21 protein-coding genes are annotated in these 23,232 nt (G+C 72.3%); 12 read left to right on the forward strand and 9 right to left on the reverse strand.

The features are described 5' to 3' along the window. The first annotated feature begins 150 nt into the window (after window positions 1-150). Together EF879_RS11710 and EF879_RS11715 are read left to right on the forward strand one after the other, a co-directional pair. Window positions 151-1,185, forward strand: a complete 1,035-nt coding sequence (locus EF879_RS11710; RefSeq protein ID WP_123557748.1) for an SIS domain-containing protein — start codon at window positions 151-153, stop codon at window positions 1,183-1,185. A 115-nt stretch (window positions 1,186-1,300) separates the two neighbouring features. Further along, window positions 1,301-2,983 carry a PAS domain-containing sensor histidine kinase gene (locus tag EF879_RS11715; protein WP_123557750.1) on the forward strand — a complete coding sequence of 561 codons (1,683 nt, stop codon included), beginning with the start codon at window positions 1,301-1,303 and terminating at the stop codon, window positions 2,981-2,983. Here the strand turns inward: EF879_RS11715 and EF879_RS11720 are convergent. Further along, window positions 2,980-4,449 carry a glycosyltransferase family 39 protein gene (locus EF879_RS11720; RefSeq protein WP_123557752.1) on the reverse strand — a complete coding sequence of 490 codons (1,470 nt, stop codon included), beginning with the start codon at window positions 4,447-4,449 and terminating at the stop codon, window positions 2,980-2,982. The genes EF879_RS11715 and EF879_RS11720 overlap by 4 nt on opposite strands. 400 nt (window positions 4,450-4,849) lie before the next feature. On the opposite strand from EF879_RS11720, the gene EF879_RS11725 reads away from it, so the two are divergent. The 4 genes from EF879_RS11725 to EF879_RS11740 are packed head-to-tail and all read left to right on the forward strand — an operon-like array spanning window position 4,850 to window position 8,313. Next, complete coding sequence (locus EF879_RS11725; RefSeq protein ID WP_123557753.1) at window positions 4,850-6,580, forward strand: nitrite/sulfite reductase; 1,731 nt, start codon at window positions 4,850-4,852, stop codon at window positions 6,578-6,580. Further along, window positions 6,577-6,756 (forward strand): hypothetical protein, encoded by a 180-nt coding sequence (locus tag EF879_RS11730; protein WP_123557755.1) that lies wholly within the window; start codon window positions 6,577-6,579, stop codon window positions 6,754-6,756. The genes EF879_RS11725 and EF879_RS11730 overlap by 4 nt, the downstream gene beginning before the upstream one ends. Window positions 6,757-6,814: 58 nt before the next feature. Then, complete coding sequence (locus tag EF879_RS11735) at window positions 6,815-7,564, forward strand: phosphoadenylyl-sulfate reductase (RefSeq protein WP_123557757.1); 750 nt, start codon at window positions 6,815-6,817, stop codon at window positions 7,562-7,564. Then, window positions 7,546-8,313: a sirohydrochlorin chelatase gene (locus tag EF879_RS11740; RefSeq protein WP_199736323.1), complete on the forward strand. Its 768-nt coding sequence runs from the start codon at window positions 7,546-7,548 to the stop codon at window positions 8,311-8,313. The genes EF879_RS11735 and EF879_RS11740 overlap by 19 nt, the downstream gene beginning before the upstream one ends. 351 nt (window positions 8,314-8,664) lie before the next feature. Here EF879_RS11740 and EF879_RS11745 read toward each other — a convergent pair whose 3' ends face one another. Together EF879_RS11745 and EF879_RS11750 are read right to left on the reverse strand one after the other, a co-directional pair. Then, the gene (locus tag EF879_RS11745; protein ID WP_123557759.1) at window positions 8,665-8,922 is read right to left on the reverse strand and encodes a WhiB family transcriptional regulator; all 258 of its coding nucleotides are present in this window, start codon (window positions 8,920-8,922) and stop codon (window positions 8,665-8,667) included. A gap of 421 nt (window positions 8,923-9,343) precedes the next feature. Next, window positions 9,344-10,291, reverse strand: coding sequence for a diacylglycerol kinase family protein (locus tag EF879_RS11750; RefSeq protein WP_123557760.1), 948 nt, complete (start codon window positions 10,289-10,291; stop codon window positions 9,344-9,346). A gap of 41 nt (window positions 10,292-10,332) precedes the next feature. On the opposite strand from EF879_RS11750, the gene EF879_RS11755 reads away from it, so the two are divergent. Beyond that, window positions 10,333-10,734: a hypothetical protein gene (locus EF879_RS11755; protein ID WP_123558392.1), complete on the forward strand. Its 402-nt coding sequence runs from the start codon at window positions 10,333-10,335 to the stop codon at window positions 10,732-10,734. A 24-nt stretch (window positions 10,735-10,758) separates the two neighbouring features. Here the strand turns inward: EF879_RS11755 and EF879_RS11760 are convergent, their stop codons facing one another. After that, entirely contained in the window at window positions 10,759-11,166 is a 408-nt protein-coding gene (locus tag EF879_RS11760; protein WP_123557762.1) for an anti-sigma regulatory factor, read from the reverse strand. Between the two features lie 180 nt (window positions 11,167-11,346). After that, window positions 11,347-11,754: a superoxide dismutase, Ni gene (sodN, locus tag EF879_RS11765; protein WP_123558394.1), complete on the reverse strand. Its 408-nt coding sequence runs from the start codon at window positions 11,752-11,754 to the stop codon at window positions 11,347-11,349. An 82-nt stretch (window positions 11,755-11,836) separates the two neighbouring features. Between sodN and EF879_RS11770 the strand changes: the two genes are divergently transcribed. From EF879_RS11770 to EF879_RS11785, 4 genes are all read left to right on the forward strand, one after another. Beyond that, window positions 11,837-12,208 carry a S24/S26 family peptidase gene (locus tag EF879_RS11770; RefSeq protein ID WP_255420913.1) on the forward strand — a complete coding sequence of 124 codons (372 nt, stop codon included), beginning with the start codon at window positions 11,837-11,839 and terminating at the stop codon, window positions 12,206-12,208. A 139-nt stretch (window positions 12,209-12,347) separates the two neighbouring features. Then, window positions 12,348-13,547 (forward strand): NADP-dependent malic enzyme, encoded by a 1,200-nt coding sequence (locus EF879_RS11775; protein ID WP_123557764.1) that lies wholly within the window; start codon window positions 12,348-12,350, stop codon window positions 13,545-13,547. Between the two features lie 69 nt (window positions 13,548-13,616). After that, window positions 13,617-14,579: a zinc-binding dehydrogenase gene (locus EF879_RS11780; protein ID WP_199736384.1), complete on the forward strand. Its 963-nt coding sequence runs from the start codon at window positions 13,617-13,619 to the stop codon at window positions 14,577-14,579. Window positions 14,580-15,044: 465 nt separating this feature from the next. Next, window positions 15,045-16,316, forward strand: coding sequence for a hypothetical protein (locus EF879_RS11785; protein ID WP_123557768.1), 1,272 nt, complete (start codon window positions 15,045-15,047; stop codon window positions 16,314-16,316). A 169-nt stretch (window positions 16,317-16,485) separates the two neighbouring features. Here the strand turns inward: EF879_RS11785 and EF879_RS11790 are convergent, their stop codons facing one another. Together EF879_RS11790 and EF879_RS11795 are read right to left on the reverse strand one after the other, a co-directional pair. Beyond that, window positions 16,486-17,502, reverse strand: a complete 1,017-nt coding sequence (locus EF879_RS11790; protein WP_123557770.1) for a chlorophyllase — start codon at window positions 17,500-17,502, stop codon at window positions 16,486-16,488. Window positions 17,503-17,616: 114 nt separating this feature from the next. Then, complete coding sequence (locus EF879_RS11795) at window positions 17,617-18,558, reverse strand: alpha/beta hydrolase (protein ID WP_233604388.1); 942 nt, start codon at window positions 18,556-18,558, stop codon at window positions 17,617-17,619. A gap of 160 nt (window positions 18,559-18,718) precedes the next feature. Between EF879_RS11795 and EF879_RS27600 the strand changes: the two genes are divergently transcribed. Next, window positions 18,719-18,886: a hypothetical protein gene (locus tag EF879_RS27600; protein ID WP_199736325.1), complete on the forward strand. Its 168-nt coding sequence runs from the start codon at window positions 18,719-18,721 to the stop codon at window positions 18,884-18,886. 115 nt (window positions 18,887-19,001) lie between these two features. Here the strand turns inward: EF879_RS27600 and EF879_RS11805 are convergent, their stop codons facing one another. After that, entirely contained in the window at window positions 19,002-19,181 is a 180-nt protein-coding gene (locus EF879_RS11805; RefSeq protein ID WP_107257951.1) for a DUF6104 family protein, read from the reverse strand. A 90-nt stretch (window positions 19,182-19,271) separates the two neighbouring features. Continuing rightward, window positions 19,272-23,027, reverse strand: coding sequence for a multifunctional oxoglutarate decarboxylase/oxoglutarate dehydrogenase thiamine pyrophosphate-binding subunit/dihydrolipoyllysine-residue succinyltransferase subunit (locus tag EF879_RS11810; protein ID WP_123557774.1), 3,756 nt, complete (start codon window positions 23,025-23,027; stop codon window positions 19,272-19,274). Window positions 23,028-23,232 lie beyond the last annotated feature (205 nt).

The following is a 23,232-nucleotide window of genomic DNA, read 5'->3' on the forward strand; positions in this document are numbered from 1 at the left end:
GTCCGGAGGGCGGACGATCCGGAATCCCGGGACGGGTGTCTCGACGCCCTGCCCGGCGCGGCCGGGCGGCGGGCGTACCGCGGCGGATCGGGTGCGGATCTCTACGGATCCCGGCAGGAGGAGGTCATCGTGGCGCAACCAGGTGCCGGCATGACGGCGGACATCGCCGAGCAGCCGGAGGGCTACGCGCGGCTGCTGGAGCCCGCGTCCCTGGACGCGATCGCGCGGGTCGCGGCCGTGATCGCCGAGCGCCGGCCGAGGCACGTGGTCTTCACCGCCCGGGGGACCTCGGACCACGCGGCACTCTACGCCGCGTACCTCGGCGAGATCCGGCTCGGCCTCCCCACCGGACTGGCCTCGCCGAGCACGATCACCGTCTTCGGTGCCCGGCCGGACCTCTCCCAGGCGCTGGTCGTCGGGGTGAGCCAGAGCGGGGGATCGCCAGACCTGACGGAGGTGCTCCGGGTTGCCCGTGCCTCCGGCGCGCTGACCCTCGCGGTGACCAACGCCCCCGACTCGCCGCTGGCGAACGCGGCGGAGCTCGCCGTCGACGTCGCCGCCGGTCACGAGCGGGCGGTGGCCGCCACCAAGACGTACACGGCCGAACTGCTGGCGCTGCTCCTGCTCATCGAGGGGATCCGCGCCGGTGACGGCCGACTGCCGGCCGACGAGCGCCGCGCGCTGGAGACGTTGCCGGATCTCGCCGCCCAGCTCCTCGCCGACCCCGTGCCGGCACAGCTCGCCCCCCGCTACCGGTTCGCGGACCGGATGGTCACCACCGGACGGGGGTACGCGTACCCGACCGCCCGGGAGGCGGCGCTGAAGCTGATGGAGACCTCCTACCTGCCGGCGCTCGCCTTCTCCGGCGCCGACCTGCTGCACGGACCGCTCGCGATGACCGACCCGGACGTGCCGGTCCTCGCCGTCGTCGGGTCCGGTCCCGGGGGTACGGCGATGCGCGAGGTGGTCGCCAAGGTCGGCGAGCGGCGGGCGGATCTGGTGGTCGTCGGGCCGTCCGACGTTCCCGGCGCCGCCGCCCGGCTGCCGGTACCGGAGGTGGACGAGCGGTACGCGCCGCTGCTGGACATCCTGCCCCTCCAGCGTCTCGCCCTCGCGCTGGCGCTGGCCCGGGGCGAGGACCCGGACGCCCCGCGCGGCCTGCACAAGGTCACCGCGACGCTCTGAGCCGGGCTCCCGGTTCGGGTCTCGGCCGGACCGTGAGCGGGATCGCACGTTCCGCACCGGGCTCGGGCTCCACCGCCGATACCCGCCACGGCGGCCGGCGTGGCAGGCTTGCCCCGTGTCCACGCTGCGCGATCTCGCCGAGGAGCACACCGCCCTGCGTCCGGCCGACATCGACCATCTGCACCGGGTGGCCGGCGACTGGCAGCTCCTCTCCGACCTGTCCTTCGCCGATCTGCTGCTCTGGGTGCCGGTCAGCGGGGCGGACGCGTTCGTCTGCGTCGCCCAGGTCCGCCCCACCACGGCACCGACGGCGTACCAGGACGACCAGGTGGGCCGGATCGTCGGCGGGCCGGAGGTGGCCCACCTGGCGATCGCCTACAGCCAGGGACGGATCTGGCGGGAGGGCGACCCGGTCTGGTACGGCGACACCCCGGCCCGGCACGAGGCGATCCCGGTACGGCTCCGGTCCGGCGACGGCGAGTCCGGCGAGGTCATCGCGGTGGTGGGTCGGGACACCAACCTCTCCACCGCCCGGACCCCGAGCCAGCTGGAGCTGAACTACCTCACCACCGCCGACGACCTCGCCCAGATGCTCGCGGACGGTACCTTCCCACCCGCCCGCCATCCCGGCGAGACCACCACCGCCCCCCGGGTCGGGGACGGGCTGATCCGACTCGACGCCAACGGCAAGGTCACCTACGCGAGCCCGAACGCCCAGTCGGCGTACCGGCGTCTCGGTTTCTCCTCGCACCTGGTCGGTGAGGACCTGGCCGCGTTGAACGGTCGGCTCGCCGCCGATCCGCTGGAGGGGACGGAGGCGGCGAACCGCGTGCTCGCCGCGCTGCGCGGCGAGGCACCACCGCGCCGGGAGATCGAGGCGCGCGGTGCCACCGTGCTCACCCGGGCGCTGCCGCTGATGCCCGCCGGGGTGCCGATCGGCGCGCTGGTGCTGGTCCGGGACATGACCGAGGTACGTCGCCGGGACCGCGCCCTGATCACCAAGGACGCGACCATCCGGGAGATCCACCACCGGGTGAAGAACAACCTCCAGACCGTCGCCGCGCTGCTCCGGTTGCAGGCCCGCCGGGTGGCGATCCCGGCGGCCCGGGCCGCCCTGGAGGAGTCGGTACGTCGGGTCGCCTCGATCGCGCTGGTGCACGAGACCCTCTCCATGTCCAGCGACGAGGCGGTCGAGTTCGACGGGATCGTCGACCGGGTGGCGGCCGCGGCGGCCGAGGTGGCGGCGACCGAGGTTCGGGTCAAGATGAGCCGGCAGGGCAGCTTCGGGGTGCTTCCGGCGGAGATCGCCACCTCGTTGGTGATCGTGCTGAACGAACTCCTGCTCAACGCGGTCGAGCACGCCTTCCCGCCGCCCGCCGAGGCCGCCGCCCGGCCGGCCGAGGGTGGCGGTCCACCCGCGGAGGGCGGGTTGGCCGAGGGCGCCGTCCCGGCCGCCGGCGGCGGTCCGGTCGCCGCGGGTCCCGGGCCGGCCGAGAGCGGGACCGCCCGGCCGGAGGGCACCACCGGGACCGAACGTGTCGAGGGCGGGGCCGGGCCGGCAGCGAGCGGCCCTCCCGAGGTGGTGGTCTCGGCGCACCGGTCGCGCAAGCGGTTGCACGTCACCGTCGCGGACAACGGTCGCGGCCTGCCCGCGGACTTCGACGCCGACCAGCGCAGCCGACTCGGTCTGCAGATCGTCCGGGCCCTGGCCACCGGCGAGCTGCGCGGCACCATCGAACTGCGAAACCGGGAGGGCAGTGGCACCGAGGCACTGCTCGTGGTGCCGCTGGCGCGCTAGCCCGGGATCCGGGTGAACAGCGCCACGGTCAGCCCCGGGACCGGCCAACGTCGGTCCAGGCGGAACTGCGTACGCAGCGGATCGGCCTTCGGCGCGGCGACGCCGGCCAGGGGGTCGGCCCGTTCACCCCAGACCAGCAGCCAGACCCGGTCGACCGGAGCCAGACACCGGGCGGGTTCGGCGCACTCGCTGGCCCACAGGTCGGCCCGGCGTACCGCGTCCTCGCGCAGCAGGACGTCCGCCGGAGCGTCGTCGCGCAGGTGGTACGCGATCGCCAGATCCAGGAACGCCCAGCCGTCGCGCGGCGCGTAGACGATCCCGTCGCCGGGCCGCTGGTGCGTCGCGATGATCCGGACCGCCGCCGGGTAGTCCACCTCGGCGCTGCGCGGCGTCTCGTGGGTACGCCGTACCGCCAGCTGCTCCGGCACCCCGAGCAGACCGGTGGCCAGGACGATCGCCAGCGCGGCGGGGAGGCGCAGCGGCGCGAGGGCGGCGCCGGCGAGCAGGCAGCCGTACGGCAGCACGACGAGCAGGTACCGCGGCACCCAGAGCGGGGTGAGCACACCGCCGACGAAGAGCAGCACCACCGGCAGCAGCACCATGCTCCCCAGCGCCAGCCCCCACCGACCCGAGCTGGCCAGCCCGACGGCGGCGAGACCGAGCAGCGCGCCGCCGACCATGGTGGCCTGGACCACCGTGCCCGGCAGGGCGATGAGGTCGCCGATGCCGGGCGCGTCCACCCAGTCGAGCTGCCGCCCGTGCTGTCGCCGGCCGAAGGCGGCCAGCGGCGCCAGCAGCAGCGCGGCGCCACCGACCGCGACGGCCCAGCCGACGAGGCGGGGGCGACCGCCGCGCGACCGGGCACGTCGGTCGAGCAGGACCGCGACCGCGTGCCCGGCGACCACGCTGACCGCGACGAGGCTGGCCAGGCCCAGACCGACGACGGCCGCCCCGTAGCCGAGCCAGCGCAGCGGGCCCGGGCGGTCCAGCGCCCGGACCAGCAGCAGGGTGGCCAGCACCGCGAGCAGGCTCGCCAGCGCGTACGGCCGTGCCTCCTGCCCGTACCGGGAGGTGCTGGGCAGCACCGCGAAGAGCAGCCCGCCGAGCAGTCCCGTCCGGACGTCGACGAGCCGGGTGCCGAGGACGGTGGTGAGCGCGGCCGTCCCGGCCATGCCGAACGTGGACGGCAGGCGCAGCGCCGTCACCGAGTCGCCGGCCATCGCGATCCAGGCGTGGGTGAGCAGGTAGTAGGGTGCGCTCACCGCGTCGATGGTGCCGGCCAGCCGGAGCAGGTCGCCGACCGAACGGGAGGCCGCGCTCCAGGTCGCCAGCTCGTCGCGCCAGAGCGGGGCGCCGTCGAGCTGGACGGCGGTGATCAACAGCGTCGCCAGCGCCGGCCACAGCCAGACGGCCCGACGGAGCCGACCCGGCGTGCCACCGCCCACTACCGCCGCCTTACCACGCATACCCCCTGGATCGCCGGCTGCCGCCCTGGAAGCCGACGTTTTGCCCCATCAACCCTGATATCGGAGAGCGTAGCGTGAAGCTGGCCACAGCGGGTCCGCCAGGCGGGATCGAGGCTCGCCGACGGTGGTCCGGCGGATACGGCTATGGCAGCATGACGGGTATGACCGCCGCCGTGCGCCGTTTCGCGAGGCCGGGATTCACCTCTCGCCGCCACGTCGACTACGGCCGCGTCCGCAGCGCGATCTGTCCGGCCCACTGACGCCGCCCAGACCTGTCCCGTCCCGGGCGCGCGGAGCCGGCCCGCTGACACGTCATCGTCGACACCGTCGCCCGGCCTGACCGGCCGACCGCCGTCGCCCGCGCGCCCCTCCCGCCTCACCAGACAACGGAGGACCCGCGATGGCGGTCAGCAGTACGCCGGCTCGACCCGGCGCCACCAGCGACTCGGCGGGCGCTCCCGCGCGACCGGCCCGTCGCCCGCGTGGCGAGGGGCAGTGGGCGCTCGGGCACCGCGAGCCGCTCAACGCCAACGAGCGCACCAAGAAGGACGACAACCCCCTCAACGTCCGGGCCCGGATCGAGAACATCTACGCGCACCGGGGCTTCGCCTCGATCGATCCGGCCGACCTGCGCGGGCGGTTCCGCTGGTGGGGCCTCTACACCCAGCGCAGGCCCGGGATCGACGGCGGACGTACCGCCGTGCTGGAGCCGCACGAGCTGGAAGACGAGTACTTCATGCTCCGGGTCCGGATCGACGGGGGGCAGCTCAGTGTCGCCCAGCTCCGGGTGATCGCGGAGATCTCCCAGACGTACGCCCGCGACACCGCCGACCTCACCGACCGGCAGAACATCCAGCTGCACTGGGTCCGGATCGAGGACGTGCCGGAGATCTGGCGCCGGCTGGAGGCGGTCGGGTTGCAGACCACCGAGGCGTGTGGCGACTGCCCCCGGGTGGTGGTCGGCAGTCCGGTCGCCGGGGTGGCCGAGGCGGAGAAGGTGGATCCCACCCCGGCGATCGAGGAGATCCGCCGCCGTTACATCGGCGACCCGGCCTTCTCCAACCTGCCCCGAAAGTTCAAGACCTCGATCTCCTGGCTGGTCGACACGCCGTACGAGGTCAACGACATCGCCTTCCTCGGCGTCGACCACCCGGACCACGGGCCCGGCTTCGACCTCTGGGTCGGTGGCGGGCTGAGCACGAACCCGATGCTGGCGCAGCGGCTCGGCGTCTGGGTGCCGCTGGCGGAGGTGCCGGACGTCTGGGCCGGGGTGACCGGCATCTTCCGCGACTACGGCTACCGGCGGCTGCGGCACCGCGCCCGACTGAAGTTCCTGGTCGCCGACTGGGGCGTGGCGAGGTTCCGCGAGGTGCTGGAGAAGGAGTACCTCGGGCGCAGCCTGCTGGACGGTCCGGCGCCGGACCTGCCGGAGAAGCCGATCGACCACATGGGAGTGCACCGGCAGCGGGACGGCAACAACTACGTAGGGGCGGCCCCGGTCGTCGGTCGGGTCTCCGGCACCCAACTGGCCGAGCTGGCGGACGTGGTGGCGGAGCACGGCAGCGACCGGATCCGGCTCACGCCGTACCAGAAGCTGCTGGTGCTCGACGTACCGCCGGAGCGGACCGACTCGCTGGTCGCCGCGCTGCGCCGGATCGGTCTGGAGCCGTACCCGTCGGTCTGGCGGCGCGACACCCTGGCCTGCACCGGCATCGAGTACTGCAAGCTGGCCATCGTCGAGACCAAGACCCGGGGACAGGAGCTGGTGGCCCGGCTGGAGGAGCGCCTGGCCGGCGCGGACCTTGGCGAGGCGGGCCTCACCATCAACATCAACGGCTGCCCGAACGCCTGTGCCCGGACCCAGACCGCCGACATCGGACTCAAGGGCCAGCTCGTGGTCGGCCCGGACGGCCGCCAGGTCGAGGGCTTCCAGGTGCACCTCGGTGGCGGCCTCGCGATGGCGCAGGGGCAGCGCGCCGGGTTCGGCCGCAAACTGCGCGGCCTCAAGACCACCGCCGAGGACCTGCCCGACTACGTCGAGCGCCTCACCCGCCGCTACCTGGCCGGTCGGGCCGACGGCGAGAGCTTCGCCAACTGGGTCGTGCGAGTCGACGAGGAGGAACTGCGATGAGTGGGGAGACCCGAGCCGCACCGATGTACTGCCCGTACTGCGGCGAGGAGGACCTGCGGCCGCACGCGGAGTCGCACGGTGCCTGGGAGTGCCGCGCCTGCGCCCGCGTCTTCACCGTGACGTTCATCGGCCTGCTCGCCGCCGCGCTGGCCCCGGCCGCAGGAGGGTCCCGGTGATGGGTGAGCCGGTGAGCCCGGTGGGCGCGACCGGAGGGGGGTACCGGTGAGTCCGGTGATGGCCACCAACCTCAACCTGGTGTCGCTCGGCGCCCCGACCCCCGCCGAGCCCGGTCGGCGTACCCCGGCCGAGCTGCGGGCGCTCGCGGAGGAGGCCAACCGTGAGCTGGAGGGAGCGCCGGCCCAGGAGATCGCCCGCTGGGCGGCGCAGGAGTTCGGCGAGCGGTTCTGCGTGACCAGTTCCATGGCCGACGCGGTCGTCGCCCACCTGGTGTCCCGGGTGGCCCCCGGCGTTGACGTGATCTTCCTCGACACCGGGCTCCACTTCCCCGAGACGCTGAAGGTGCGGGACACGGTGGCCCGGACCCTGCCGGTGAACGTCCGCTCCATCCGACCGCGGCAGACGGTCGGCCAGCAGGACGGCGAGTACGGTCCCCGGCTCTTCTCCCGGGCGCCGGACCAGTGCTGCACGCTGCGAAAGGTGGAGCCGCTGGAGCGGGTGCTCGTCGACTACGACGCCTGGGCCACCGGGCTGCGCCGGGACGAGTCCCCGACCCGGGCCAACACGCCGGTGGTGGGCTTCGACGCCCGGCGCGGCAAGGTCAAGGTGAACCCCATCGCCGCCTGGACCCAGGCCGATGTGGACGCGTACATCGCCCGGTGGAATATCCCCGTCAACGAGCTGTTCCGCCAGGGCTACACCTCGATAGGCTGCTGGCCCTGCACCCGGCGGACCAAGGCCGGGGAGGACCCGCGGGCCGGCCGTTGGGCGATGTTCGAGAAGACCGAGTGCGGTCTGCACGTGTGACCGCCGGACCCGACCCGGTGGTGCTGGTGGCCCACGGGAGCCGGGATCCCCGGGCCGCGGTGACGACCGAGGCGCTCGCCCGGGCCGTCGCGGCGGCCCGGCCCGGGCTGCTGGTCCGGTCCAGCTACCTCGACCACGGGCCACCCCGGCCGGCGGCGGTGCTGGCCGAACTGGAGGCGGCGGGGCACGCCGGGGTGGTGCTGGTGCCCCTCCTGCTCACCGCCGCCTACCACGGCCGGGTCGACATCCCGGACGCCGTCGAGACCGCCCGCGCAGCGGGGCTGCGCGTGCCGGTACGGGTCACCGACGTCCTCGGGCCGACGGGGCAGGGGCCGCACCCGTACCTGGTGGCAGGGCTGCGTCGTCGACTGGCCGAGGCGGTCGGTACGGCGGCCGGGGGCGCCGCCGGTGAGTTCGACGCGGTGGTGCTGGCTGCCGCCGGAACGCGTGACGCCGCCGCCCGGCGAACCGTCGTCCAGGTGGCCGAGGCGCTCGGCGTCGCGCTGGGCGTGCCGGCCCGGGTCGGGTACGCCTCGGCGGCGCCGCCGACCGCCGGTGCGGCGGTGGCCGAACTACGCGCCGCGGGGGCCCGGCGGGTCGCGGTGGCGAGCTACTTCCTGGCACCGGGGCGGCTCTACGACACGGCGATGGACTCGGCGCGGCGGGCCGGGGCCGTCGCGCTGGCCGCTCCGCTGGGGGACGCTCCCGAGCTGGCCGAGCTGGTGCTGGCCCGGGCCGGCGCTCGATAGCCGGCCGAGGTGTCGGGCGTCGACGGATATCGCGCCGATCTCACCAATCGTTACCATTACTGTCGGTGACAGTCACTCTTGGTAATTGAGGCTACCGATTGCTGTGGATCATGCGCGGTATGTCGATTAATCGACGTCGACTCTTGGCGTAGTGTGCTCGGGGCGATCATTTGGGTAACGGGTGGGGCGGCGAGGAACGATGACCATGGTTGGTGTCGAAAAGGGTCGGCCGTCGAGCGCGGTCTTTGGCGGAATGAATTCTTCTCACCACTGCTCGTATTGGGGGAAGTAGAACGCCCCGGGGACGCCGTCCCCGGGGCGTTCGATGCTTCGGTGTGGTTGATCGGTCGATCAGGCAGAGTGAGCGCGCAGAACCCGCAGGCCGCCACGCCGCTTGACGGCGCGCCGTTCTTCCTCGCTCATTCCGCCCCAGACCCCGGCGTCCTGACCAGTCTCGAGCGCCCACTGCAGGCACTCGCTGGTCACGGAGCAACGCCGGCAGACGGCCTTGGCCTGCTCGACCTGCAGGAGCGCCGGGCCGGACGTCCCGATCGGGAAGAACAGCTCCGGGTCCTCGTCGCGGCAGGCAGCACGGTGGCGCCAGTCCATGGCGGCAACACTCCTCATTCTGGGTGGGCGGCAGTGCTAGGTGGATCTTTCTATATGCGTCCGCGGTGTCGATCACGATAGTGGTCACACCATCGTTTCGGCAGCGCGAGAGCAGGCTTTGGGTTTGTGGAACCTGCGGAGGACGGGCCACCGAGGGGGCGCGTCCACGCAATGTCCCGGTAACTCAAGTTCGCTTGTGAATACTTTCACGAACTCCCGCAATGTCAAGGGTAACGCCCGGAAAAACTCTGGGTAGGTGAGACAGGTCACGGCCCATTTGTCCGGATTCCCACCCTTGCCGGCACCCGGTGTGCCACAGCCGGAAGTCAATATAGTACAGTCCGCCCGACATCGCTGGCATTTCCGGCACCGTCCCTGCTTGGTCTCCCGTGCGAGCCCTGTCGGTCTCGGTACCCCAGCGTCAGCAGATTACTCTCAGTGCGGACGGGACGGACGTGAATCGGACCTTGTGTCGCTCGCCGAGGTAGTCGCCGTCCACCTGGAACGCCTGGGGACGCTCGGCAACCAGGACGAACTCGTCCAGGTCATGCAGCCGCAGCACGTGGCGGCCGTGCGGGTCCGCCGGGCGCGACAGCATCTGGGCCACCATCCGGGCCGTGCTGGGTACCCGCAACCGGCGGATCGCCAGGACGTCCAACCCGAGGTCGAACGAGGCCTCCGGGTTGGGGTTCACCTCCCGGTGGCCGAGGTAGGTCCAGGGCGCGGTGTTCTGGATGATCACCGTCGCCAGCTCTCGTTGCGGAATCTCGCCCGGACGTTCGAGGGTGATGGTGGGGTCGCGACGTTCGGCGCCGAAGGCGTACTGCTGGGCGATCGCGCGGAGGTACAGCCCGGGGGTGGGGACCCGACCCCGACGGCGGGCCCGCTCCACCCGGTGGATCACCGCGGCGTCCAGCCCCAGCCCCGCGCAGAAGGTGAAGTAGCGGTCGTCGGCCCGACCCAGACCGATGGTGCGTACCCGCTCCAGCCGCAGCGCCTCCAGGATGACGCTGGTCGCCTCCGGCCACTGACTGGGCAGGCCGAGCGCCCGGGCGAAGACGTTGGTCGAGCCACCGGGCACCGGGGCGAGGGCCGGCAGCCGCTCGGCGGGTGGTGGCGGCTCGCCGTCGCCCGCAGCGGCCGTCATCAGGCCGTTGACCACCTCGTTGATGGTGCCGTCACCGCCGAGCGTGACCACCAGGTCGACCCCCTCGCGGGCGGCCTGGCGAGCCAGGGTCACCGCGTGCCCGCGCCGCCGGGTGTACGCGACGGTGAGGTCGACCTCGCTGCGGAGGGCACGGACGAGCACGTCCCGGCCCCGGCCGGTGGTGGTGGTGGCCTTGGGGTTGACCACCAGGATGGCCCGCATGGGCGGCACTGTACCGCGCGGTGCCGAGTATCGTGGCGGCCGTGACAAGGGAATCCGGACCGCTTCCCGGTCCACTCCGCGGGGCGGTGTGGCTGCTGGGCGCCGAGGCGGTGGCGCTGGGTCTGCTGGCGCTCTTCCTGGTCTACGAGACCCTGACGGCGACCGCCATGGACCTGGTCAACGCGCTCTTCGTCACCGCGTTCGCGATGGCCGGGACGGCCGTGCTGTGGACGCTCGCGGTCGCGCTCGGCCGGCGACGCTCCGCCGCCCGGGCTCCGGCCATGGTGCTGCAACTCCTGCTGCTGCCAATTGGCTACTACATGCTCCAGGGCGGGCTGGGCTGGCTGGGCAGCCCCCTCATCGTCCTCGGACTGCTGGTCTGCGGGTTGTTGCTGAGCCCGGCGACGAACCGGGCACTCGGCTTCGGCGCCGAACGCAACTGACCCGTCCGACCGGTCGGAGTCAGGTCAGACGTCGGAGCGGCGGGTCAGCAGCCTGATCGTGGCCCGTCCGGCGGAGAGGTCGGCCGTGGCCGAGGTGGTCAGCGCGGTCAGCACCTTCCAGGCGAACGACGATTCCGCCGGCAGCCGCGCGTCCCGGACCGCCGGCGTGGAGACCTCGACGGTGAGCGCGTCCTCGGTGACCGCGAACCGGCAGTCGAGTTCGGCGCCGGGTGTCGTGACGGCCAGCAGCATCGTGCAGGCCTCGTCGACGGCGATCCGGAGATCCTCGATCTCGTCCAGCGCGAAGTGCAACCGCGCGGCCAGGCCGGCCGTGGCGGTGCGGAGGACGCCGAGATAGCCGCCGTCGGCGGGCACGGTGAGGAGGACGACGTCGTCGCCGCTCGTGGGCGGTGTGGTCAGTGGTGTCGCCAATGTCAGTTCCCCGGGTGGGACTCTACCGAACCCTGGTGCGCTCCGGTCGTGCGCGCCGGCCAGATCGCGGGGCCGTGGCCCGGTGCGACGACGGCCGGCACGTCCCGAGGACGTGCCGGCCGCACCGTCGTCCCGATGAGACCGCGCCAGCGCGTCCGCCGGAGCGGACGGCGACGAGGCTCAGGCCTGCTTGGTCTCCCAGAAGATCTTGGCGATCTCGTCGATCTTCTGAAGCAGCTCGTCGGCCTTGGCCGGGTCGGTGGTCGCCTTCGTGCCCGTCCCACCACCGGCCAGCTTGGTGGCCTCGTTGAAGAGCTGGTGCAGCTGCGGGTACTTCTCGAAGTGCTGGGGCTTGAAGTAGTCGGTCCAGAGCACCCACAGGTGGTGCTTGACCAGCTCGGCACGCTGCTCCTTGATGATCAGCGCCCGGGTGCGGAACTCGGGGTCCGTGTTCGCCTGGTACTTCTCGCAGATCGCCTTGATCGACTCTGCCTCGATCCGGGCCTGGGCCGGGTCATAGACGCCACAGGGCAGGTCGCAGTGTGCGCTGGCGACGATGCGTGGTGTGAAGAGACGCGGAAGCCGCATGGGATCCTCCATAGCAGGTCTGTGATGATCCAGGACGACACTACTCCTGCGATACGTCCCCGAAGGGGCGGAGGTGAAACTCGTGTCCGCCGGCCCGGCCGCCAACGGGAGCCACGTCCACGCGCCCATTTTCGCCGTCCTGGTGGTGGGTCCGTCAATGGTTCCGACGCTCCGGCACGGCGACGCGGTGCTGGTGCGGCGCGGCGGCCGCGTCCGCCCCGGCGACCTGGTGGTCGGGACGTTCCGCGCCCGTCCTGACCTGCTGGTGGTCAAACGGGCGGTCCGCACCGTCGAGGGCGGATGGTGGTTGCGCGGGGACAACCCGTTCGTCGCCGACGACTCCCGGGCGTACGGCGTCGCCGACGTGCTCGGCCGGGTGCTGCTCCGGTACTGGCCGCGGCCGCGGTGGTTCCGGCGTGGCCGAACTCACGTCGATCCGGTTACCGAGGGGTAAGACCCCTGTTCGCCCCTTGCCGGGCGCATCGGCACTATGCTCTGTATCTCATAACCGGGTGACCCCCGCTCCGCTGCCGGTGATCGCCGATCTCGCGTCCAACCGGCCGCCTTCCCCGCCTCACGATCCTGGAGTCACCATGTCTTCCTCCGCCGTGGATCCCGCCGATCCGGCCTTCGCCCTGCACCGTGGCGGCAAGCTGGCGGTCGCCTCGACCGTCCCGCTGGCCACCCGGGAGGACCTGTCCCTCGCGTACACCCCGGGCGTGGCCCGGATCTGCGAGGCGATCGCCGCCGACCCCGCCCTGGCGGACGAGTACACCTGGATCTCGCACACCGTCGCGGTGGTCACCGACGGCTCGGCCGTGCTCGGCCTCGGCAACATCGGGCCCCGGGCGGCGATGCCGGTGATGGAGGGGAAGGCGGTGCTGTTCAAGCAGTTTGGTGGCGTGGACGCGGTACCAATCTGTCTGGACACCCAGGACGTGGACGAGATCGTGGCCACGGTGACCGCGCTGGCCCCGTCGTTCGGTGGGATCAACCTGGAGGACATCAGCGCGCCCCGATGCTTCGAGATCGAGCGCCGTCTCGACGAGGCGCTGCCGATCCCGGTCTTCCACGACGACCAGCATGGGACGGCCGTCGTGGTGCTGGCCGCGCTGCGCAACGCCGCCACGCTGCTCAACCGCAAGCTCGGTGAGCTGCGGGTGGTGGTCAGCGGCGCCGGGGCGGCCGGGGTCGCGGTGACGAAGATGCTGGTGGCCGGGGGTGTGAACCCGGCCGAGGTGGTGGTCTGCGACTCCCGCGGCATCATCGGAGGCGACCGGACGGACCTGACCGCGATCAAGGCCGAGCTGGCCGAGCTGACCAACGCCGCCGGTCGGTCCGGGGGCATCGCCGAGGCACTGCGCGACGCCGATGTGCTGATCGGGGTCTCGGGTGGACAGATTCCCGAGGAGGCGTTGGCCGGGATGGCCCCGGGCGGCGCGATCTTCGCGCTCGCGAACCCCACCCCCGAGGTGCAGCCCGACGTCGCCGCCCGATACGCCGCCGTCGTCGCCACCGGGCGTAGCGACTATCCCAACCAGATCAACAACGTCCTCGCCTTCCCGGGTATCTTCCGGGGGGCGCTGGCCGCCCGGGCGGTACGGATCACCGAGGGGATGAAGGTGGCCGCCGCGGACGCGATTGCCGCCGTGGCGGCGGAGGGGTCGGGGAGGGCGCCGGGGCAGCTCCGCGCCGACGCGATCATGCCCTCGCCGCTCGACCCGCGGGTGGCGCCGGCCGTGGCCCAGGCGGTCGCCGAGGCGGCGCGCCGGGACGGCGTCGCCCGGGCCTGATCCGGCACCGCCGGGCGTCCGCGATCGGCGCCCGGTGGTCCCTGCCGCGGCGGAGCGGACGCGTGTAGCCTGCCGGTCATGCGTGCCGCGTACGCCTCCAGGTTCGACGCCGACGATCCGCTCGCCGCGCTGGCGGTGGGGGAGCGCCCCGAGCCGGCGCACCCGGGATCCGACTGGGTCACCGTGGAGGTACGGGCCAGCTCGCTCAACCACCACGACCTGTGGTCGCTGCGCGGCGTCGGGCTGTCCGCGGAGCGGCTGCCGATGATTCTGGGCTGTGACGCCGCCGGGGTCGATCCGGACGGCAACGAGGTCGTGGTCTTTCCGGTGGTCCCGGACCCGGCCGATCCACGCGGCCTGTCGCTCCTGTCCGAGCGTCACCCCGGCACGCTGGCCGAGCGGGTGGCGGTGCCCCGGGCCAACCTCGTGCCGAAGCCGGCCGGGATGTCCTTTGTCGAGGCGGCCTGCCTGCCGACGGCCTGGCTCACCGCGTACCGGATGCTGACCACCCGGGGGCGGGTGGCCGACGGCGAGTCGGTGCTGGTCCAGGGCGCCGGCGGCGGGGTGGCGACCGCCGCCGTGGTGCTCGCCGTGGCGCTCGGCAAGCGGGTGTACGTGACCAGCCGCGACCCGGGAAAGCGGGAGCGGGTCGCCGCGCTCGGCGCCACCGCCCTCCCGCCCGGTGCACGGCTGCCCGAGCGGGTCGACGTGGTCGTGGAGACCGTTGGGGCGGCGACCTTCGACCACTCGCTGAAGTCGGCGGCGCCGGGGGCCCGGATCGTGGTGTCGGGTGCCACGGCCGGGCACGAGCCGGTGGTGAACCTGCGCCGGGTCTTCGCCATGCAGTTGGAGATTCTCGGGTCGAGTATGGGCACCGCGGCCGAGTTGGCGGAGCTGCTCGACCTCTGCGTGAGTCGGGGAATCCGACCGGTGATCGACGAGGTCTACGGGTTCTCCCAGGTCGCCGAGGCGTTCGCCCGGCTGCACTCCGGACGGGTCTTCGGCAAGGTGGTGCTCGACCACAGCGCGTAGGTGGGCCGGCGGCGCCACGGGTGCGGCCGGCGGCGTGGCGTGTGCCCGTACGCGGGGTCCGGGCCGGGGCGCCGTCCCGGTGTGCGATCGTCTTGGCGGCCCTCCGCCGGAATCGGCGCGCCGGACACGCCGGTCGACGGCATTTGAAAATCCGGACGTTCCGTCGGGGTTGCGGGCGGGTGACCGGCGGGAAAAAAGCTGCCGAAAATGCGCTGGTAAGTCGGGGCAAAGGTGGACTTCAAGAAAACTAAAGGTGGCGTTTGACCCATTCTCCTCGCGGTCGGTGACCTTGTGCGGCCGGCAGGTACAGTCGTCCCGTTCCGCCCCACTGATCGTGGACGATGTGTACGAGAAGGAGTCGGGATCTTGAATAGTTTCTCACTGTCGGCCCAGAACGGTCGCCGATCGACGCGGTCCGTGCGAGGTGGACGGCGACGGACCTGGCGTACGCCCCGCTCCGCCTTGGTGGGCGCGGCAACGCTCGGCATCGTCCTCGCCGGGATCGGCGTCGCGGTCGCGAGCAGTGGTGACGGTTCCGTGACGATCACCGAGAACGGCATGGTTCTCGACGGTCGGAAGATCAATGGATACGTGCACATCAAAGCGGACGATGTCACGATCAGGAATACCACGATCCGGTATGGCGGCGCACATGCCGTACGGATCTTCGACGGCGCCACCGGAGCTTTGATCGAGAACACCAGGATTCAATGCACCGCGCCGGAGACCAATGGTCTGGTTTTTGGTAACTACACGGCCCGGAAGGTGCACATCACCGGTTGCAAGAACGGGTTCCTGCACTCCGCCGATGCTCCGGCGACCATTGTCGACTCGACCTGGAACGGCACGCCGGTGGCGGCCGGCGAACTCCCCTCCGAGGAGGGCGCGCCGGTCGAAGCGGCGCCGACGACCCCGGACGCGAGCCCGAGCGGCAGCCCGTCACCAGGCTCGACCCGGGGCGCGGCAGCGACCCGGACCACGGGCTCGACCCTCGCGATCCCGGCCTCCTTCCCCGGCCCCGACAACACCGGGGTGCCGGCCGGCACCAGGCTGAAGCCCTCCGGATCGCTCAAGCTGGACCGGGACGGCATGGTGGTCAGCGGCCTCGACATCGACGGGTGCGTCACGGTCACGGCGCGGAACGTCGTCATCCGCAAGTCCCGGATCACCTGCGACAGCAACTACTCGATCCGGACCGACGGGGCGGAGAACCTGCTGGTCGAGGATGTCGAGATCGACGGGATGGGTCAGAACTCGGCGGCGGTCTGCTGCGGCGACTACACGCTGCGTCGGGTCGACATCAGCAACGTCATCGACGGTCCACGGCTGGGGAGCAACGTGGTCGTCGAGGACTCCTGGATCCACCACCTCAAGCGGCAGCCCGGCTCGCACAACGACACCCTGCAGACCACCGGCGCGTCGAACATCGTGGTCCGGCACAACTCGCTGGAGGCGTACAACCCGGTGACCCGGGACCCGTTCAACGCGTGTCTGATGATCGGCTCGACCACCGCCCCGAAGGTGGAGAACCTCCTCTTCGAGGAGAACTACTGCAACGGCGGGAACTACTCGATCGGCGTGCGTCCCGACCTCAACGCCACGAACATCCGGCTGCGGGGGAACGTGTTCGGCCGGAACTACCGGTACGGCGTGATCGCCCGGCCGGACCAGCGCGGCATCACCTGGGATCGGACGACGAACATCTTCGCCGACACCCGCCGCCCCGTCGTGAGGTAGCCGCCGCGTCGGCACCCGGGTACGACGTTCCGCCCGGCCCGTCGTGGGCTGCCGCCACCCGTTCCGTGGGGCCACCGGTCACCCCGTCACGCGGCGGGCCGCCGGCCACCGGTCACCGGGCGGAGACGGTGGCGGGCCGTCCGCTCCGACCGGAAACGCGGGGACGGGCTCAGAGCTGATCGTCCAGGGTGGCCACCCCGCCCCGGGCGGCCTGCTCCGGCAGCCGACGCCTCGCCTGCGGATCGCCGTACAGGGTCCAGCGGAGGAACTCGACCGTCGTTCCGATGACGACCGACGAGGCCACCCCGTCGCCGCGGAGCAGGTCACGGCCGTGGTCACCCTGGGGGAACGTCAGCATCGCCTTGGGCCAGGGCACCCGGTCGTACGCCGCCTTCCCGGCGCGGTACGCCACCACCTCGTCGCGCTGGCCGTGGACGAAGAGCTGCGGCGCGGCCGGCCCGCTGAACGACGTACCGACCCCGAGGGCGGTGCCGGCCAGCACGATGCCGGCGTCGAGCCGTTCGTCGCGACCGGCGGTGAAGAGGCCGATCGTGGTCACCCCGCCGGCTGAGTGGCCGGCCGCGGCGATCCGGTCCGTGGCCAGGTGGCCCCGGAACGGATCACCCGTCCGCTGGTCCAGGGCCAGCACCTCGGTCAGCACGTACGACGCGTCCGCGGGCTGGTTGACCACGTCGAGAACCCTGATGCCCTCCGCGCCGCGGCTGGTGTGCGGGTACGTGGGCGCCACGACCACGAAGCCCGCCGCCGCCCACGGGACCAGCAGGGCCCGGTAGTCGGTCGGGCGTCCGGTCAGGCCGTGGCTGAACAGGACCACCGGAAAGCGGCCGTCGGCGACCGGTGACCCCGCCCTCGGCGTCCCGCCCGGGGCACCGGAAGCGGGATACCAGACGGTGACCGAAAGCGGTCGGTCGCCGCCGCGGTTGTACGCCAACTCTCGGACGCCGACCGCGAAGCGCCGGGTCGGTGCCGTACCCGTCGGGACGCCGGTCGCGCCGGCGGTGGTCGGTGGCGCCGCCGTGACCGTGCCGGTCGGCCCCGGCCCGCCGGCCGGCGTCACCTCGGCCGGCGCCCGGTCCGGGCCGGCCGAGCAGCCGGAGAGAGCCACGGCCACCGTCGCCACGAGGGCGGCGCCGGCCCGGGTCAGGTGGGCGGGGCGTCCGATCATGGAGTCGATTGTGCCCCTGGGCCGGTCCCGGGCACCGGGCTGGCGCCCGACCGCCGGGACCCACGCCGGATGGTGGCGGCGGAGGCGTGCCGGCGGGGACGTGCTGGCGAGGGCTCAGCCGAGCTGGTCGGTGAACTCGGCGATGCCCGATGACCGGGCGGTGGCCCGGAGCGCGGAGAGCGCGGCCGGGTCGGCGTAGAGGGTCCAGCGCAGGAACTCCGTGGTCACCGCCACGACCTGCTCGAAGCCCCGCCGGCCGGGGGTGAGGAACTCGCCGTGCCCCTGATTGGCCAGCCGCAGGAACGCCTTCGGCCAGGGCACCTGGCGGTAGGCGGCCCAGCCACGGGCCAGCGGCACGATCCGGTCCGCGTCGCCGTGCAGGAAGAGCTGCGGCGCCGCCGGCCCGCCGTACGTGGCGCCGGCCATCCCGCCTCCGGAGATCACGATTCCGGCGCGTAGCCACGCCGGGTGCCCGGGGGTGAAGAGGCCGGCCGTGGTGTAGCCGCCGGCGGAGTGTCCTGCCGCACCGACCCGGTCCAGCGCCAGGTGGCCGGCGAACCGGTCACCGACGCGCCGGTCGAGCCGGCGGAGGTGCTCGAGCACCCACCGGGCGTCCCCGGGCTGCCGGCGGACGTCGGCCCGGTCGAACCGGGGCGCGCGCCACTTCGTGTGCGGGTACGCCGGTGCCGCGACGACGAATCCGGCCGCCGCCCAGCGGCTGGTCAACGGGGTGTGCAGCTCGGGCAGGCTGTGCAGCCCGTGGCTGAAGAGCACGACCGGGAACCGCCCCGCCGCCATCTCGGCGTTCCGGACCGGCATCGGCGTCGCGGACGGCGGCGGTGTGGCAGACCGCGCCGGATACCAGACGGTGACCGGCAGCGGGCGCTCGTGCCCACGATCGAGCATGAGCGTCCGTATCCCGACCGCGTACGTCCGGTCCGGTGCCCCGCCCGGTGCTCGGGACGTGCCGGGCGCGGCGGCCGCCCCGCCGCAGGCGGTGAGCGCGATCGACAGGAGTAGGGCGGTCAGCGCCGCGGCCAAGGGGTGGACGCGCACACGACTGACGGTAGACGGCGACACCCCGGACGAGGTCAGCTTTCCGGCCTGCCCGTCCGGCCGGATGTCCGGAATGCGGGTCGCCGACCCTTACCCACCCGTTGACCTCCCCCCAGGTGCGGGACCCCCGCTCCCGGCGCGGTTCGCTATGGTGCTCCGCATGGCTGATCCACATCGTGACCCCAGCGGCAACACCGAGGCGTTCCGGGCCTTCGCCCAGTCTCCCGAGCCGGTCGGCGCGTCCCCGTCCCGGTTGCCGCTGATCGTCGGCATCGTGGTCGCGGTCGCCGTACTGGTCGTACTGGTCGGCTGGCTCGCCCTCGGGTGACGCGTCGGCGGCCGGCCGGACGCCACCGGGCCTGACCGGCGGGTGTCTCGACCCGTTCGGGCCGGTGTGCCGGCGGTGGCGGCGTCCACGCCGTGCCCGGGTCAGCGCGGGCAGGTCAGAGGTCGTCCTCGTCGTCGAGCCGAGCGAGCCAGGTGGCGAAGCGCTCCACCGGCGTCTCGAACTCGGGGTTGAGGTCGACGAAGTCGCGCAGTCGCGCACCGAGCCACTCCAGGGTGACCGTCTCGGTGCCCCGGCGCTCGACGAGTTCCTCGATTCCTCGGTCGGTGAAGTACACGACGTCCTCTTTCGGATTCGGTGACCGGCTCACCCCGGACCGGCGCGGGTCGGGACCGGACCGTGCCGGATCCCGACCCGCCCTCGTCGGTCAGGGGCGAGGCAGTGCTGCCTCGATCAGCGCAGCCTGCTCCACGTCGTGCATCTTCGCCGAGCCGACGGCCGGGGCCGCCGCCGCCGGGCGGGAGATGCGACGCAGCCGTACGCCCTCCAGGTGCTCCAGCAGGTTGAGCGCGATGAACGACCAGGCACCCTGGTTCGCCGGCTCCTCCTGCACCCAGGCGACGTCCTCGGCGTTCGGGTACTGGGCCAGGGCGGCGCGGACCTCCTCGACCGGCAGCGGGTAGAGCTGCTCCAGCCGGATGATCGCGGTGTCGGTGATACCGCGCTCGACCCGGGCCTGCACGAGGTCGTAGTAGACCTTGCCAGAGCAGAGCAGGACACGCTTCACGTCCTTGGGCGCCGGTGGCGTGACGCCGCGGGTGCCCTGGCCGTCGCCGAGTACCGGCTGGAAGGTGCCGGTGGTGAAGTCCTCGACCTCGGAGACGCAGAGCTTGTGCCGCAGCAGGGACTTCGGGGTGAAGACCACGAGCGGCTTACGCTTCGGCGACAGCGCCTGCCGGCGGAGGAGGTGGAAGTAGTTCGCCGGGGTGCTCGGGATGGTGACCCGCATGTTGTCCTCGGCGCAGAGCTGGAGGAAGCGCTCCGGACGGCCGGAGGTGTGGTCCGGGCCCTGCCCCTCGTGCCCGTGCGGCAGCAGTAGCGTCACCGCCGACTGCTGCCCCCACTTCACCTCACCCGAGGAGACGAACTCGTCCACCACGGTCTGCGCGCCGTTGGCGAAGTCGCCGAACTGTGCCTCCCAGAGCACCAGCGCCTCGGTGTTCTCCACCGAGTAGCCGTACTCGAAGCCCATCGCGGCGTACTCGCTGAGCAGGGAGTCGTGTACGAAGAACCGGGCGCGCTCGCTGGTGAGCGCGGCCAGCGGAGTGTACTCGGCGCCGGTGTGCGAGTCGACGATCACGGCGTGCCGCTGGACGAACGTGCCACGCCGCGAGTCCTGCCCGGCAAGCCGGACGGTCACCCCGTCCCGCAGCAGCGAGCCGAACGCGATGATCTCGCCGAAGCCCCAGTCGATGTTGCCGGACTCGGCCATCCGGGCCCGCCGCTCCAGCAGTTGCTGGACCCGCTTGTGCGGGGTGAAGCCCTCGGGGAGCGCGACGTGGGCGGCGCCGATCTCGCGGAGCACCTCCGCGGTGGTCGCGGTCTGGACCACCGGTTCGGGCTCGGGCTGGCGGTGGGGGCGGGTGGCCGGGCCGGCCGCCGAGGCGGCGTCGCGGGTGGCCTTGAAGACCCGCTCCAACTGGGCCTGGAAGTCGCGCAGCAGCTCCTCGGCGTCCTCCAGGGTGATGTCGCCCCGGCCGATCAGCTCCTCGGTGTAGAGCTTCCGGACCGAGCGCTTCGAGTCGATGATCTTGTACATCAGCGGGTTGGTCATCGACGGGTCGTCGCCCTCGTTGTGTCCGCGCCGCCGGTAGCAGACCATGTCGATCACGACGTCCTTGTTGAAGGTCTGCCGGTACTCGAAGGCGAGCCGGGCGACCCGGACCACCGCCTCGGGATCGTCGCCGTTGACGTGGAAGATCGGCGCCTGGATCATCCGGGCGACGTCGCTGCTGTACAGGCTGGACCGGGAGTACTCCGGCGCGGTGGTGAAGCCGACCTGGTTGTTGACGACCACGTGCACCGTGCCGCCGGTCCGGTAGCCGCGGAGCTGGGAGAGGTTGAGCGTCTCGGCGACCACGCCCTGGCCGGCGAACGCGGCGTCGCCGTGCACCGCCACCGGCAGCACGGTGTAGCCCTCGAGCTTGAGGTCGATCCGGTCCTGCTTGGCCCGGACGATCCCCTCCAGCACCGGGTCGACCGCCTCCAGGTGCGACGGGTTGGCGGTGACCGACACCTTGATCGAGTGCTCACCGTCCGGCGTGGTGAACTTGCCGGTCTGACCGAGGTGGTACTTCACGTCGCCGGAGCCCTGGGTCGAGCGCGGGTCCAGGTGCCCCTCGAACTCGGAGAAGATCTTCTCGTACGGCTTGCCGACGATGTTGGCCAGCACGTTCAGCCGGCCCCGGTGGGCCATCCCGATGACCACCTCGTCGAGGCCGTGCTCGGCGGAGGCCTCCAGGATCTCGCCGAGCAGCGGGATCAGCGACTCGCCACCCTCCAGCGAGAAGCGCCGCTGGCCGACGTACTTGGTCTGGAGGAAGGTCTCGAACGCCTCGGCGGCGTTGAGCCGGTTCAGGATGTGCTTCTGCTCGTCCCGGCTCGGCTTCTCGTACTTGCGCTCGACCCGCTCCTGGATCCAGCGCCGCTCCTCCGGGTCCTGGATGTGCATGTACTCGACGCCGACCCGCCGGCAGTACGAGTCCCGGAGCACGCCCAGCACCTCGCGCAGCTTCATCTTCTGCTTGCCGGCGAAGCCACCGACCGGGAAGGTGCGGTCGAGGTCCCACAGCGTGAGGCCGTGCTGGAGCACGTCGAGATCGGGGTGCTTGCGGATCTTGAACTCGAGTGGGTCGGTGTCGGCCATCAGGTGACCGCGCACCCGGTAGGCGTGGATGAGCTCCTGTACCCGGGCGTTCTTGTCGATCTGCCCCTCGGAGCTGATCGCCACGTCCCGGACCCACCGGACGGGCTCGTACGGGATCCGCAGCGAGGTGAAGATCTCGTCGTAGAAGCCGTCCTCACCGAGGAGTAGTTCGTGGATCGTCTTCAGGAACTCGCCGGACTGGGCGCCCTGGATGATCCGGTGGTCGTACGTGCTGGTCAGGGTGATGATCTTGCTGACCGCGAGCTCGGCGAGGGTTTCCTCGGACATGCCCTGGTACGGCGCCGGGTACTCCAGCGCGCCGACGCCGATGATCGTGCCCTGCCCGGTCATCAGCCGCGGCTGCGAGTGCACGGTGCCGATGCCGCCCGGGTTGGTCAGCGAGATCGTCGTCCCGGCGTAGTCCTCCATGGTCAGCTCGTTGCGCCGGGCCCGCCGGATGAGGTCCTCGTACGCGGGCCAGAACTGCCGGAAGTCCATCTGCTCGCACGCCTTGATCGACGGCACCACCAGGGTGCGCGAGCCGTCCGGCCGGACCAGGTCGATCGCGATGCCGAGGTTGACGTGCTCGGGCCGGACCAGCGCCGGCTTGCCGGCGACCTCGGTGTACGAGTTGTTCATCTCCGGGTGCTTGGCCAGCGCCTTGACCATCGCCCAGGCGATGAGGTGGGTGAAGCTGACCTTGCCGCCGCGGCCCCGGGCCAGGTGGTTGTTGATGACGATCCGGTTGTCGACCAGGAGCTTCGCCGGGATGGCGCGCACGCTCGTCGCGGTCGGCACCGTCAACGAGGCGTCCATGTTCTGCGCGATCCGGGCGGCGACCCCGCGCAGTGGGGCGGTCTCGCCGCCGGGCTGTGCCGCCGGGGCCTTCTCGGCCGGAGCGGCCTTCCCGGCGGTGGAGGCCGGGGTGGGCGCCGGCTTCGCGGGCGCGGCGGGCGCCGCCGGCGCCGGCTTCGTGGTGGGCGGGGCCGGCGCGACGGCGCCGTTGCCCGGGGTCACCGCGGTCGGCGTCGGCCGCTCGGCCGTGGCGACCCGACCATCCGGCGTGGCACCCGCCGCGCTACCGTTGTCGGCGCCGGGCTGGCCGCCGGTCGGCCGGTAGTCGGCAAAGAAGTCGTGCCAGGCCGAGTCGACGCTGTTGGGGTCGGCGAGGTACCGCTGGTACATCTCCTCGACGATCCACTCATTGGGGCCGAAGCCCGCCAATGGATTGTCCTGCGAAGTCTGCTGGGTCGACACGGCCGGTAATCGCCTCTTTCACGCGGGTTGTGTGTCACGCGGTTCCTGCCACCCGTCCGGGGGGCTGAGTCGAAAGACGGGTCCAAGGCTACGCCGTGCGCTAACCGTCAGCATTGTCGCATCGGACCCGTGTCGCGTTTCACAGCTTTCGCGAGTTCTTCGTCCCACTGGGGTCGAGCTGGAGTCGTCGACCGGTTCCGGAGGG

It is taken from the genome of Micromonospora sp. HM5-17, from assembly GCF_003762835.1.
In the GTDB taxonomy this organism is placed as follows: domain Bacteria; phylum Actinomycetota; class Actinomycetes; order Mycobacteriales; family Micromonosporaceae; genus Plantactinospora.

Coding starts and splice junctions, on each gene's coding strand:
- EF879_RS27600 (WP_199736325.1), top strand. CDS start 18,719: ATGGCTGATCCACATCGTGACCCCAGCGGCAACACCGAGGCGTTCCGG.
- EF879_RS11745 (WP_123557759.1), bottom strand. CDS start 8,922: ATGGACTGGCGCCACCGTGCTGCCTGCCGCGACGAGGACCCGGAGCTG.
- EF879_RS11710 (WP_123557748.1), top strand. CDS start 151: ATGACGGCGGACATCGCCGAGCAGCCGGAGGGCTACGCGCGGCTGCTG.
- EF879_RS11750 (WP_123557760.1), bottom strand. CDS start 10,291: ATGCGGGCCATCCTGGTGGTCAACCCCAAGGCCACCACCACCACCGGC.
- EF879_RS11775 (WP_123557764.1), top strand. CDS start 12,348: ATGTCTTCCTCCGCCGTGGATCCCGCCGATCCGGCCTTCGCCCTGCAC.
- sodN (WP_123558394.1), bottom strand. CDS start 11,754: ATGCGGCTTCCGCGTCTCTTCACACCACGCATCGTCGCCAGCGCACAC.
- EF879_RS11720 (WP_123557752.1), bottom strand. CDS start 4,449: ATGCGTGGTAAGGCGGCGGTAGTGGGCGGTGGCACGCCGGGTCGGCTC.
- EF879_RS11725 (WP_123557753.1), top strand. CDS start 4,850: ATGGCGGTCAGCAGTACGCCGGCTCGACCCGGCGCCACCAGCGACTCG.
- EF879_RS11730 (WP_123557755.1), top strand. CDS start 6,577: ATGAGTGGGGAGACCCGAGCCGCACCGATGTACTGCCCGTACTGCGGC.
- EF879_RS11735 (WP_123557757.1), top strand. CDS start 6,815: ATGGCCACCAACCTCAACCTGGTGTCGCTCGGCGCCCCGACCCCCGCC.
- EF879_RS11790 (WP_123557770.1), bottom strand. CDS start 17,502: ATGATCGGACGCCCCGCCCACCTGACCCGGGCCGGCGCCGCCCTCGTG.